This is a genomic window from Methylothermaceae bacteria B42, assembly GCA_001566965.1.
Lineage (GTDB): Bacteria > Pseudomonadota > Gammaproteobacteria > Methylococcales > Methylothermaceae > Methylohalobius.
Genome location: LSNW01000030.1, coordinates 38,974 through 51,530, shown reverse-complemented (window position 1 = coordinate 51,530; position 12,557 = coordinate 38,974). Strand labels below are relative to the sequence as shown.

Annotated in this window: 12 protein-coding genes and 1 tRNA gene; 9 read left to right on the top strand and 4 right to left on the bottom strand. The window is 49.7% G+C overall.

The genetic code is table 11. The features are described from left to right. The first annotated feature begins 2 nt into the window (after positions 1 to 2). The 3 genes from AXA67_09080 to AXA67_09070 all read left to right on the top strand — a co-directional run bounded on the left by AXA67_09080 (position 3) and on the right by AXA67_09070 (position 3,288). Positions 3 to 296 carry a transcriptional regulator gene (locus AXA67_09080; protein ID KXJ40453.1) on the top strand — a complete coding sequence of 98 codons (294 nt, stop codon included), beginning with the start codon at positions 3 to 5 and terminating at the stop codon, positions 294 to 296. A gap of 79 nt (positions 297 to 375) precedes the next feature. Then, positions 376 to 2,175 carry an aspartate--tRNA ligase gene (locus tag AXA67_09075; GenBank protein ID KXJ40647.1) on the top strand — a complete coding sequence of 600 codons (1,800 nt, stop codon included), beginning with the start codon at positions 376 to 378 and terminating at the stop codon, positions 2,173 to 2,175. Between the two features lie 15 nt (positions 2,176 to 2,190). After that, complete coding sequence (locus AXA67_09070; GenBank protein ID KXJ40452.1) at positions 2,191 to 3,288, top strand: quinolinate synthetase; 1,098 nt, start codon at positions 2,191 to 2,193, stop codon at positions 3,286 to 3,288. On the opposite strand, the gene AXA67_09065 is transcribed toward AXA67_09070, so the two are convergent. The 4 genes from AXA67_09065 to AXA67_09050 form a co-directional block, all read right to left on the bottom strand. Further along, the gene (locus AXA67_09065) at positions 3,262 to 4,308 is read right to left on the bottom strand and encodes a hypothetical protein (GenBank protein KXJ40451.1); all 1,047 of its coding nucleotides are present in this window, start codon (positions 4,306 to 4,308) and stop codon (positions 3,262 to 3,264) included. The genes AXA67_09070 and AXA67_09065 overlap by 27 nt on opposite strands. A gap of 286 nt (positions 4,309 to 4,594) precedes the next feature. Then, the gene (locus AXA67_09060) at positions 4,595 to 5,215 is read right to left on the bottom strand and encodes a hypothetical protein (GenBank protein KXJ40450.1); all 621 of its coding nucleotides are present in this window, start codon (positions 5,213 to 5,215) and stop codon (positions 4,595 to 4,597) included. A 64-nt stretch (positions 5,216 to 5,279) separates the two neighbouring features. Further along, positions 5,280 to 6,194 (bottom strand): hypothetical protein, encoded by a 915-nt coding sequence (locus AXA67_09055; protein KXJ40449.1) that lies wholly within the window; start codon positions 6,192 to 6,194, stop codon positions 5,280 to 5,282. 27 nt (positions 6,195 to 6,221) lie between these two features. Next, positions 6,222 to 7,409 carry a hypothetical protein gene (locus tag AXA67_09050; protein KXJ40448.1) on the bottom strand — a complete coding sequence of 396 codons (1,188 nt, stop codon included), beginning with the start codon at positions 7,407 to 7,409 and terminating at the stop codon, positions 6,222 to 6,224. A 293-nt stretch (positions 7,410 to 7,702) separates the two neighbouring features. Between AXA67_09050 and AXA67_09045 the strand changes: the two genes are divergently transcribed. The 6 genes from AXA67_09045 to AXA67_09020 all read left to right on the top strand — a co-directional run bounded on the left by AXA67_09045 (position 7,703) and on the right by AXA67_09020 (position 12,551). Continuing rightward, positions 7,703 to 7,776, top strand: a tRNA-Met gene (locus AXA67_09045). A 194-nt stretch (positions 7,777 to 7,970) separates the two neighbouring features. After that, the gene (locus AXA67_09040) at positions 7,971 to 8,588 is read left to right on the top strand and encodes a hypothetical protein (GenBank protein ID KXJ40447.1); all 618 of its coding nucleotides are present in this window, start codon (positions 7,971 to 7,973) and stop codon (positions 8,586 to 8,588) included. Positions 8,589 to 8,895: 307 nt separating this feature from the next. Beyond that, a complete protein-coding gene (locus tag AXA67_09035; GenBank protein ID KXJ40446.1) occupies positions 8,896 to 9,465 on the top strand; it encodes a hypothetical protein in 570 nt (189 codons plus the stop codon). Between the two features lie 29 nt (positions 9,466 to 9,494). Next, on the top strand, positions 9,495 to 11,213 hold the full coding sequence (locus AXA67_09030) for a copper oxidase (protein KXJ40445.1): 1,719 nt from the start codon (positions 9,495 to 9,497) through the stop codon (positions 11,211 to 11,213). Positions 11,214 to 11,329: 116 nt separating this feature from the next. Further along, positions 11,330 to 12,070 (top strand): hypothetical protein, encoded by a 741-nt coding sequence (locus AXA67_09025; protein KXJ40646.1) that lies wholly within the window; start codon positions 11,330 to 11,332, stop codon positions 12,068 to 12,070. A 52-nt stretch (positions 12,071 to 12,122) separates the two neighbouring features. Further along, the gene (locus AXA67_09020) at positions 12,123 to 12,551 is read left to right on the top strand and encodes a hypothetical protein (protein ID KXJ40444.1); all 429 of its coding nucleotides are present in this window, start codon (positions 12,123 to 12,125) and stop codon (positions 12,549 to 12,551) included. Positions 12,552 to 12,557: the final 6 nt, after the last annotated feature.

Here is a 12,557-nt window from a genome sequence, read left to right as displayed (position 1 = left end):
GCATGCCAATCTACGAATATCAATGTCAGTCTTGTGGACATGAACTGGAAGCACTACAAAAAATCAGTGACCCGCCTTTGACTGAATGCCCGAAATGCCATCATGAAGCCTTGCAGAAAAAAGTATCTGCAGCCGGGTTCCGCCTAAAAGGAAGCGGTTGGTATGAAACGGATTTCAAGAAAAGTAATGAGAAGAAACGCAATTTGGCAGGTGACAGCAAGGGGAGTTCGAAATCGACATCCGAAAAATCAAGCAAATCCAGTACTTCTACCGAAAAGAAAACAGCTACTGGCTGAAGGAGCCGGCTTGCATCCAAGGGGTATTGGCCGGTAATATTCCCACCCTTTACTATCAGGGATACAGAGACGAATTATGATGCGAACCCATAGGTGCGGAGAATTAAACGAAAGCCATATTGATCAAGAGGTGGATATCTGCGGCTGGGTCCACCGCAGACGCGATCATGGCGGTGTGATATTCATTGACCTGCGTGACCGCGAAGGGGTGGTGCAAGTCGTGGTCGATCCCGACACCCCCGATGCATTCGCTACCGCTGAACAGGTTCGCAGTGAATATGTGATCAAGGTTCACGGCAAGGTTCGCCGGCGCCCCGAGGGTACGGAAAACCCCAATCTTCCTACTGGTCAGATTGAAGTGCTGGCATCCAGCCTGGAAATTTTGAACCGGGCGGAAACCCCGCCTTTTCCGTTGGATAGCGAGGTGCCAGTCAGCGAAGAAGTCCGTTTGCGCTATCGCTATTTGGATTTGCGCCGTCCGGAAATGCAAGCCAAGTTGCGGCTAAGGCGGGATATTGTTCGGGTGCTGAGGAATTTCCTTGATGAACATGGTTTTTATGAAATTGAAACCCCATTCCTGACCAAGGCAACCCCGGAAGGCGCACGGGATTATTTGGTGCCGAGCCGGACCCATCCCCATGCCTTTTACGCCTTGCCTCAGTCGCCTCAGCTTTATAAACAGCTGTTGATGATTGCCGGTTTCGACCGTTACTACCAAATTGTGCGTTGTTTCCGGGATGAAGACCTGCGCGCCGACCGGCAACCGGAATTCACCCAATTGGATATCGAAACCTCATTCATGGATGAACACGAAATCATGGCCCTCATGGAGGCCATGATCCGTGAATTGTTCGAACAAGTATTACAGGTGGATTTGCCCAATCCTTTTCCCCAGTTAACCTACGAGGAAGCTATCCGCCGTTTCGGAAGCGATAAACCGGATTTACGCATCCCTCTGGAGCTGGTGGATGTCGCTGATTTGATGAAGGCGGTGGAATTCAAGGTTTTTTCGGGTCCCGCCAACGATCCCAAAGGCCGGGTAGCGGCGTTGAGGCTGCCTCAGGGAGGGGATCTTAGCCGTAAGGAAATTGACGATCTGACCCAATTTGTCAGCACTTATGGCGCCAAGGGCCTGGCCTATATCAAAGTCAACGATGTCGGGCAGGGCAGGGAAGGGCTGCAATCCCCTATTTTGAAGTTTTTGCCTGATGAAGTGATCGAAGGCATCCTGCAACGAACCCAGGCCCAAACCGGTGATCTCATCTTCTTTGGCGCCGACAAGGCCAGCATTGTCAATGAAGCTTTGGGCGCTTTACGGGTCAAGTTGGGCGTGGATCGTGGCTTGGTGGAAGATATGTGGCGTCCCCTGTGGGTCGTGGAATTTCCCATGTTTGAATGGGATGAAGAAAAGCGGCGCTGGGTGGCGCTGCATCACCCCTTTACCGCGCCGGCCTGTTCCATTGAAGAACTAAAAAAAGATCCCGGCAAGGCGGTTTCCCGGGCCTATGACATGGTGTTGAATGGTGTTGAAGTCGGTGGTGGATCCATCCGTATTCACACCCCGGAAATGCAGCGGGCAGTATTTGAGTTATTGGGGATCAGTGAGGAAGAGGCAGAGGAAAAATTCGGCTTTTTACTCAATGCCCTGAAATACGGCTGTCCTCCCCACGGCGGTATTGCCTTTGGGCTGGATCGTTTGGTCATGCTGATGACAGGTTCGATGACAATCCGCGACGTGATGGCCTTCCCCAAAACCCAAACCGCGGCGTGTCCGATGGTGGATGCACCGGCCCGCGTGAACGAGGAGCAATTGCGCGAATTGATGCTGCAATTACGCAGGCTGCCTCAAGAGCGGTTGCAGAAAGAAAAGACAGAGTAAATTAGGTACTTGGTTATGACAGCAGCAGCGTTGGCGATTCAAGACTATGCACTACTGGATGATTCTGACTGTGAAGCCCGCATCCTCGCCGCAAAACAGCAGTTGGGCGATGAGTTGATTGTGCTGGGACATCATTACCAACGGGATGAGGTTTTCCGCCACGCTGATATTACCGGGGATTCCCTCAAGCTATCCCGGGAAGCGAGTCAATCCAAAGCCAAATACATTGTATTCTGCGGCGTGCATTTCATGGTCGAGGTGGCGGATATCCTGTCCCGCCCGGAACAAATCGCCATACTGCCGGATTTGGCGGCCGGCTGCTCCATGGCCGATATGGCGAACCTATCCAAAGTAGCGCACTGTTGGCAGGAACTTAAAACCGTCCTCGACGTGGAATCAGCGGTGACGCCCATTACCTATATCAATTCCGCCGCGGATTTGAAGGCCTTTTGCGGCCGTCACGGCGGAATTGTTTGCACTTCAAGCAATGCGGGCCAGATTCTCGACTGGGCTTTTGCGCAACGGGAAAAAGTGCTGTTCTTCCCGGACCAACATCTCGGCCGCAACACCGGCGTGCAAATGGGAATTCCCCTCGAGGAAATGGTGGTCTGGGAGCCGGGCAAGCCCCTAGGCGGATTGGCTGAAGAGCAGATTCAAAACGCCAAAATGATATTGTGGCACGGCTATTGCTCCGTCCATCAGATGTTCCGTCCCGAGCATATCGATCAGTTTCTGGAACGTTATCCTGAAACTAAAGTGATTTCGCACCCCGAGTGCCGCTATGAAGTTTGTCAAAAAAGCCATTATCTGGGTTCCACGGAAACCATCTTGAAAACCGTCCGCCAGGCGGAACCTGGCGCCCGTTGGCTGGTAGGTACCGAATTGAACTTGGTGAACCGCCTACGCCAGGAAATGAAGCCCAAAGGGGTAGACGTACATTTCATGTCCCCCATGGTATGCATGTGCTCTACCATGTTCCGCACCGATCCCCAACATTTGGCCTGGGTGCTGGAAAATCTGGTACAAGGCAATATCGTCAACCAGATCAAGGTGCCGGAAGACGATGCCCGCTTTGCCAAATTGGCGTTAGACCGAATGCTTGCGCTGGCCTGAAAGGCCTTTGCTGCAAAACAATCCAATCAGAAAAAGCAACCAGGTCGCAGGTTCGGGCACCCCTGCCGTTTTTGGTAACACGCGCAAGGCAGCTTCGCCGATAATCGCATGGGTGGCGGTTGTGGGATGGATACCATCCCAAAATAAATAGCCGGATGGATCGGCAATACAGTTAGGATCGGCGGCGCAGGCGTCAGTGACATTGGTCAGGCCAAATTTGGCAGGGTTTGCGGCAGCCTGGTTGATCAACCCGAATACATCCAGTGCAATAATATCCAGACCGAGCGTGCCAGACAGTGACTTCAGCAAGTTATTTGCTTGGTTGTTGAATAACTGGCTAATGCTGGTTGCGGTGGCAGCGGCTTGTGAGCCAATGGATTGAATAGCCGGCGTTAGCCCTAAGTCAGGAATATTCGGTACTAATACTTGCTGGACGCCTTCGCTGGCAAGGCTATCCATAATCCAGGTCAAATCGTTGATAAAACCGGTTACAAATCCGTCTGCGGCGTTAGGATCACCTGTGGTCAATACCGCGGCAACGGCGTCACGCGCATCATTGCCGCCTCCCCACACGACATAGAGTGAGTCTTTTGGCGCATCCGGGCCGGGGGTGGCGTCAATGGCACCGAGAAAGGTATTTACCTGATCCCGTACACTGGGTGGAACGGTGCCGTTCCCAGCCAGGCGGGCACCGCCAAAGGCGTAATTACTACCCCCCAGCAAGCTGGGTTTCAATCCAAGCCCTAATTTGTTGGCCAAGTGCTCGGCCCAAATGGGGCCGTTACTGAGGGCGGCTAATAAAGGAGCAGGGCGGTTGTAGGGCTCGCTGGGGATAAAATCGTTGCCTGGTATGGGAAGCGGAGTGGTTGCGCCCCCTAAGAGTATGGAAACATTGCCATTATCGGAGAGGCTATCCCCGAATATTGTCACGCCGGAATAAGGAATTGCTAGGCCTGAGATGGGCGAAACGAGCAATAATGCATAGCATAGGAAAACGAATTTTGTTTTAGGCAGTTTCATCAGTCGTCCCCCTGTGTCTTGACTAAAGATGTTCTCAATTGCGGGTATGGCTTTGGAACATTCCAAGCCAGTTTAAGAGTAGCTAAGGGATGAGGTCAACTGACGGCAGAATCTCACCACCTATCAATTTGCTTTTTCGGAGGCGGGGAAGGGGCTGCCGGACCGAAATACGTCCATGAATTTAGGCCAGGAGTGGCCATCCATGGCTGCCCACAGCCCCTTCCCCGCCTCCTCTGCGGAACTGATAGGTGGCAAGCGGCAGAATAAGTAGACTTGCTATGCTTGATTATTTCTGAGACTTGTTCTTCCCCAATAGCAGGAAATGGGCCATTTTTTCCGCTTTGGTTTTTAAGTAACTCAGGTTCTCATGGGTATGGCCCACTTCAATGGGGATGCGCCTAGTGATATCAATGCCGTATTTTTCCAGATCTTTGATTTTTTTGGGGTTGTTGGTAATAAGCTGTACCGATTTGACTCCTAAATCCTGCAAAATCAAAGCCGCGATTCGGTAGTCTCGTTCATCGGCCTGATGGCCCAGCTTTAAATTAGCATCCACGGTATCCAGGCCCTGGTCCTGGAGATTGTAAGCTTGCAGTTTTTTGAACAGGCCAATTCCACGGCCTTCTTGGCGCAAGTAAATCAATACGCCGCATTGGGATTGGCCAATAATCCGCAATGCTTCGTCCAGTTGCTCGCCGCAATCACAACGATGGGAGCCGAATACATCCCCTGTCAGACATTCAGAATGGACGCGAACCGGTACCTCCGCCTGACTTGAAACTTCTCCATGAACCAGGGCCAGGTGCTCTTTATGATCGATATCGTTTTCGTAATAATGCAGCATGAATTCCCCATATTCTGTGGGAATCCTGGCCCGTACCGTGTTTCGGATTACCTTTTGTTTCATAAGTTAAATGGTAGACCCCGGCGCCATTTGAAACAGCAATTAGACCAAGCAACAACCAGATGGTTTAGTCATTTTCCAGTGCTGAAAGCGAGGGATATTCCTGGCTGAGCTTTTCCATTACTTCTTGGGAAAGTTTTTGTTTTTCCGCTAAATCGAATAACTTCATCGTGGTTGCAGTAGTAATGATGGGGTCAAGAAAGGCGGCTTTGATCCAGCCGGATAGAATCAAGGCAAAGATGACATTCCAAATGCCGAAATCGGCCGGAACGGCAGTGTCAACCCATAAGACGACTTTCAAAAACAACCAAAAGGCGATTAAAAAAAAGGCCGATAAAAAAGTCAATAAAATAATAGAAAAGGTTAGTACCGCTTTCTGGTTGGCAACGAAGACGCTAGCGCCCTCCCGGCAAGCAGAAAGTCGGCCTTCTTTGAAGGCAAAAGCCAAAATTGCTTGATCGTAGTAACCGAACAATAGGTAAGGCAGTCCTTGTTGGAGGGTTTGCGCTATGGGCTTGGGCAAAGCGTTAATTTTTTTTGATAAATTCGAATGTTTTATAATGGCTTCCGTGACCACTTGGTGGATTTTCCGATAATACGCAAGCGTTTCCTGTAGATTTGGAAATAGGGGTTGAATGAGCTCTTGCAAGTATGGAAGTTGAGCTTTTCCCGGCGGTAATTCCAGATTGCAGATTTTCCTGACCATGGCTGCCAGGTGGGGAAGCTTACAATGATAAAACAACCATTGCCGGGCGCGGTAAATGGCATAAGCACTGGCGCCAAGCCCCAGAAAAGCGCCCATTTGCCCCCAAAAACCTGGATTGTCTCCGAAAGAGGCCAGGCCAAAAAATGTGCCTGCGCCCATCAGGATAGCCAGAATCCAGCCTAGGGTAATCACGCCATAGACCAGCAGCCGGCGGGTCATGACAGGCATGGTGCGTTCCAGAATTCGGGTGGCGGACAGCAAATATAACTCTCCCATGGGTAAACTCCTAAACGGTTGTTGGTTTTATGCGGCTTGTTGTAGTTGCTTTCTGATTTCTTCTGCCCAGGCAATGGTTTCCAAATAGATATGCATTGCCGATTGCAAGTCCAAGTCTCGAACAGGAATTTTATTACAAAGTCCTTGTTCCAGGGCCAGGGTAGATTGCAAAATTTCCCCGATTGGGCCTGTCCCGTAAAGCAAGGCGTCATTGATGTCTTGGGCCAGATTCAGGTGTTTTAAAATTTCTTCGATGGGAGCATCCATGATGGCATCGAGTAGTGAGAAAAGTCCTGCGATATAGCACTGCTCCAAATCCCGTCGCTTAAGGCTGGCGGCCATTTGCTCGCAAGTGCGAGCTCGCACTACTGCGGAAATAAGTAGCTCCCGGGGTTTATAATCGATCGCGTTTACCACAATCACAATGGCCCAATGCTTGATCCGTTGTAGTCCTAAGAAAACCACTGCCCGGCGAATAGATTCTACTTTGTTGGGTAGACCAAAAAAGGCAGCGTTGATCATACGTAAAAGTTTGTAACTCAACGTCATATCCTGATGAACCAGGGATTCGACTTCATCAATGGTAATGTCGGGATCTTGGAGACGGGCGATCAATTGCAGAATGGCAAGCCGGTTAGCTGGAATCTGGGTACCGTGAATCATTCGGGGGCGCTCAAAATACCGCCCTTGAAAATAATCCACCTGGGCTTCGAACAAGGCATCGTATTGTTCTCGGGTTTCGATATTCCGGGCGAGCAGTTTAAAGCCTTGTTGATGTAAGCTTTTAGCGAATAGTTCAAGTTCAGATAAATCTTCGTCAGCATTCAAGCACCAGAATTTCGCGGGGTTATGTTGAGAAACAAGGCCTGGGTCAAATCGATTGCTATTGATTGCGATCATTAACCCTTCTTTGGCGAGGGTTGCCAGCTTGTCTGTGGGAATGGCGCTTAGGTCATTTTCCGTCAGCGTGACAATGATTTGATCTTTAGGCCAGGGAAGATGGGAAATTTCGGGTAACATTACCGCAGGTAAGTTGATAATGCCTTTCCTCCCACCGGTAATTTGCTCTAAACGTACTGATTCCCAAGCTTGCTTGATGAGTTCGTCCCGTTTATAGGCATTGGAAATATCGGTGCTGCAAGGTCTCAGTTCATAGGCAAACAGTTCTAAGTTCCGGTCATACACGGGAACCCGCCCAATAAACCCTTCTATCATCATTTTTTCCGCTATTGATAAAAACTAATGAGAGCTTAGATAAACCCCATGGCAAACACAAGTGAGGAGTGTAACAAATAGGAAGGCTTACCCTCTGGCAATTTGCTTTTGTCGAGGGGCAAGGAGGGGCGCCGGGCCGAAATCAGCCCTTGGATTTAGGTTGGAGAGGCCAGCCTTTTTAGCCATTGATAGCCTTTACCGCACCCCATCATCAGATGTGATAGGTGGTAAAATATAAAAAGTTGAGTGTTGACTTTTTTTAAAAAAGTCTCATAATTACCACCCTTTCCAATGGCTACGTAGCTCAGCTGGTTAGAGCACAGCACTCATAATGCTGGGGTCGGTGGTTCAAGTCCACCCGTAGCCACTTCCTCTTTTCCTACCCTGTATTCTGTCTTACTTAACCAGCCCGTTACGTTCATCTTTGGGGATTCCTGAGATATAAGATTTATCTTATATATAAGGTTGTGTTAAAGTGCTCAAAGGTTCCAATTGTTGTATCTTATCTGGCACAATATAGGAACCCAATAAGCGAACAAAACAGACAGTATGGGAGGAGTCATGCGTAAATTCATCAGTTTTTTCAGTATTCCGGTTTTGTGTTTGATTTCATCACTGGCATTTGCCGATGGTGGCGGAGGCGGTGGCATGGGTTCGTCATGCCGCGTGGATTTAGAAGATTTCACTTTCATGTTTTCCGCCTATCAGCCCCATCTGACCGGAGATAAAAAGTACTGTACCGATATTCCGGGTCTAGGAAGAACCAACTTGGTGTTGGATTACGAAGCCAAGGAAGGTTCTACCTCTGTAGGAAAGAAAAGAATAGTTGACCAAAGAATCAAGGAAATGATGGTGGGTGTGGAAGTGGTCCGTTCATCGGATGGCAAGGTCTTGGCTGAAATTCCCCCAAAGAAGATCAGAAGCGGCGTGCTCGATACCGTTGTTGATTTTGATCAAAAAGGTATGTACGAGTTGCATTTGAAAATGGTAGATGCGGACGGAAAGGAAGTGGGTGAGACCCACTTTCCCATCAAAGTCGGTTATGACAGCGGCGCGCAATTCCGGACAGTGCTAGTCGGTGGTACGGTGTTGTTTGCGTTACTTTATATTCTTTATCTAACCAGCGCTGGATTTAAACAGCAAGTCGATAAGGTTTTGGGTAAATTGAAAGGCTTCTAGTATTTTTAAACAAAGATTGCCATGAAAGTTGGTTAAGGCTGGAGATGAAGTGGTCATTCCATTTCTGTCCAGCCTTACCTTTATAAAACGAGTGGTTTTGCAGGCTGCAACCAAAATTATGCAGCCCTTCCTGGTCAGAGAATTTCGTAGAAATTTGTGATTTTAGCGGCGCTATTGAGATGTGGCTGTTATCTTTTTTTCTCTCGGGACGCTGTGTTAAAGTCCTAATTGGCGTCTATCCTGACTGCCAATGAACCCGCTGTAAAAGCGGGAAATAGAATGAGATACAGCAAAGAGTGGAGGAGTTATGCGCAAGATCACTCGATTATTATTTACCCTTTTCCTGAGTATTGTACCGCCATTGGCGATGGCGCATGGCGGTGGAAGTGGTGTTGAAGGCACCGCCTGCCGTCTGAAAGTAGGCAACTACGTGGTGAGATTTACTGCATACCAGCCTCAGGTGACAGGTGATAAGGAGTATTGCACCCGACTACCCTCTTTAGGCCCGACCAATTTGGTTATTGATTATGAATCCAGGGCACTGAGAGGGATAGAAGTCGAGTTTGAGGTTACCCGGGAAAGTGACGGCGAGCGCTTATTCTATCAGCCGCCCGAAAAGCTTAAGACGGGGAACTTCAATACAGTTGTCGACTTTAAGGAACCCGGAAAATACGATATTCATATCAAGTTAAAGGCAGGTGTTGAAGAGGTAGATGAGCACATTCCTTTGCTTGTCGGCGTGGCGGAAAAAGTAAACACGCGTATTATCATCGTCGCCACTGTCTTGGTATTGGGGGCGTTATATATTTTTTACCTTTCCAGCGCGGGATTTCGCCGGCGGGTGGACTCGCTGTTTGGTAAACTAGCAAAATTTTAATGACAAAAAATCATTGCAGGAAAAAATCGATGAAAATGTTTTTTCTAAGCGCTTCAGTTTCCATCATGGCGCTTGTTTTTTCATCTGTATCCGCGGCGGCCTACACGCCGCCGCCTTCTTCAATAAAAGTAGATCGTGGGGAGGCGGAAGCGTTTTGCCCTGAGGGAACGCCAGTAAAGTGGCGTGATGCTCAGACTGTTGACGGTATTGAAATCCAGGAGGAGCGGGTTTGTAATCCGGATAATCCCTATGATATCGCAACCTTCGTCAAGGGTACCAACAATGTGTCCATGCCTACCCTGATGAAGACCCGGCTAGCCGCCGATTCGGTGATCAAAAAAAATGACCGCGACGGCGATGGCGATCCGGATGAAATCATCATTAAATTGGAAGTGGCCGAGATCAACGGCGCTTCCCCTGATACCACAGATCCGGTGTATACTTTTGACGTGGCGCCTGGAATTCGGCCTGCGTTTTGGGTATTCGCGCCCAAAACCCGGGGCATGGCCACCAAGGATGAGCACAGCACAGAGGCCAATCCGTTATTGCGCACCCCCTCGCCAGTGATTCGGGTGGAGCAAGGAGATACGGTCAAAATCGTGTTGGAAAATACTCATTATTTTCCCCATACCATTCATTTGCATGGCGTTGATCATCCGTTTGTCGATGGCAAAGGCGAGGGAAACGATGGCGTGCCTCAGACCAGTGAAGATTTCGTATTGCCAGGCGGGCAGCGGGTCTATGATATAACCCCGCGTCAGCCCGGTACCATGATTTACCACTGCCACGTGCAAACCCATACCCATCTGGCCATGGGTTTGATTGGCATGTTTGTGGTGGAAGAGAACCGCCGTAATAACTGGGTGCAGACTTTTAATATTGGCGCAGGCAAGGTGCGCCACCCCTCGAAGGCGGTAAAGTCAAAGTTTGATCAGGAATATGACCTGCACTACCAGGCAGTGGATAAGGAACTGCATAGCATTGTCCAGTCCGCCAACGATCCACGCCTCATTGCCAGGCGCATGAACCGGGAATATGACCTGACCGATGCCAGCGAAGATTATTTTCTCCTCAATGGCCGGGCTTTCCCTTACACCTTGCGGGAATCGCTGATCGTTGTGGAACCAAATCAAGATGTCAAAATACGGATACTGAATGCCCAAGGTGAATTGCTGGCGGTGCATACCCATGGCCACAAGGCGACCATTACTCATTACGATGGCATCGAACACAATCCATCAGCACAGATTACCCGGGATATTTTTGATTTGGCCCCGGCCCAGCGAGTGGACCTAAAACTCAATACCACCAATGATGGCTTGCATAATTACGGGCCGGGGATTTGGGTATTTCACGACCACGTTGAACGGGGCATTACCAGCGATGGCATGAACCCCGGCGGCAATATCAGTGCGATTGTCTATAAATCCTTTTTGGACCCCAATGACGTTCCCCGCATTCAGGGGATTGACATCAGCCAGTATTTCACCAAGGCCTTCTACCAGCGCCAATTACCGGTGTGGCAGGGGATTGATGAGTGGAATAGCCTAGGGGATCCTGGATACGTAGAGTCGGAAGGTGCCGAAGGTGCGCAGGCGGCGGCTAAAACCACTATCAAGCCATCCAAAAGTCCTGTCAAAAACCTCATCATTGGTATGTTGTTGGGTCTTTTGGCCTATATTTTGTTCACCAACAGCAAGCGGGCCCAGCAAGTGCTGCTGAGATATTGGCCAAATTTAAAAAGATGATTGGGGGAGCGATGAAAGATTGTTTCAAGGTATTCATTGGTCTTTGGATCCTGGTTGGCCAATGGGCGGTTGCTGCCGAAATGCCCATGATGAATCATGGCGGCGGAAAAATGCTCATGGATATGAGCGGCCGCATGGTGATGGGACAAAATACCGATAAACTGCCCGACGGTTGCCGGAAAATTTCTGAAGACGTAAAAATCACGGTGCATGCCGGACACAAATATGCCAAGGACTATCCCGGTACGATTTTTGGTTATAGTCAACACGAATGGCGGGTAAAACCGTGCGCCCGGGTGACGGTGACGTTAGTCAACGATGACAATGTCCGTCATCAATGGATGCTCCACGGGTTGCCTGAGGATCTGTACCCCATCGAAATGTTCCATATCGAAGTGACAGGCCCCGGCGATGTGACCGGCACCTTCATTGTTCCCAAGGAGCATAAGACCTATTTGGTGCATTGCGATATCGCCCAGCACACTGAAAAGGGCATGAAAGCTCAGTTGATTGTTGGTAAAGGCAGCGGTGTGCTGCCGGGTATCCCGGGGATTTCTGATCCTTTGGTCAAGGACGATTATTCATCTCAAGGTTTTGGGCGTCTAGTGGTTTCCTCGATTCAAGATGCGATTGCCAATGGCCGGTCTTCGATTTTTTCAGGGATGCTGGTACTGGGGTTCGTGGCCGCGATTCTTGGAGCCCCCTATTTTTTCCGCTTCCTGGGGGAGCGGGTATTTGGCATGAGCGGCAAGGAAGTCAGCGCCTATTTCTTTGACCGGATTATGGAGTTGGTTTGCTATTTGATTGATTTAGTTTCGGCGCTGATTGCAATGATTCGCTCCCCGAAAAAAACCTGATGCGAACCCTATCGCATTGCAACGCAAGCCCTCATTTTGAGGGCTTTTTTGTATGGCCGATGCATTGTTAGAACTGGGCAGTTTGTTTGCCAGTGCATTCATTTCTTCCACCGTGGCGCCCGGAGGATCGGAAGTCTTGCTAGCTTGGATGCTGACCAATTCTCAAATTGCCCCGGGTTGGCTATGGGCTAGCGCGACCTTGGGGAATACGTTGGGCGCTTTGACTACCTGGGGGCTAGGTTGGTTGGCGAGCAAAGGATGGCCGTTGAATCCAAAGTTCAAATCATCGAGTTCGCGGCGGGCCTTGAGTTGGCTGCGGCGCTATGGCATGTTCGCACTTTTATTTTCCTGGTTGCCAGTGGTGGGTGATGGACTGTGTCTGGCGGCGGGGTGGCTTAAAATGCGTATGCTGCCTGGCATGGCCTTGATCGCCCTCGGCAAGGGGTTGCGTTACGGCGTCTTGGTCTGGTGGTTTGGTTAGTATTCA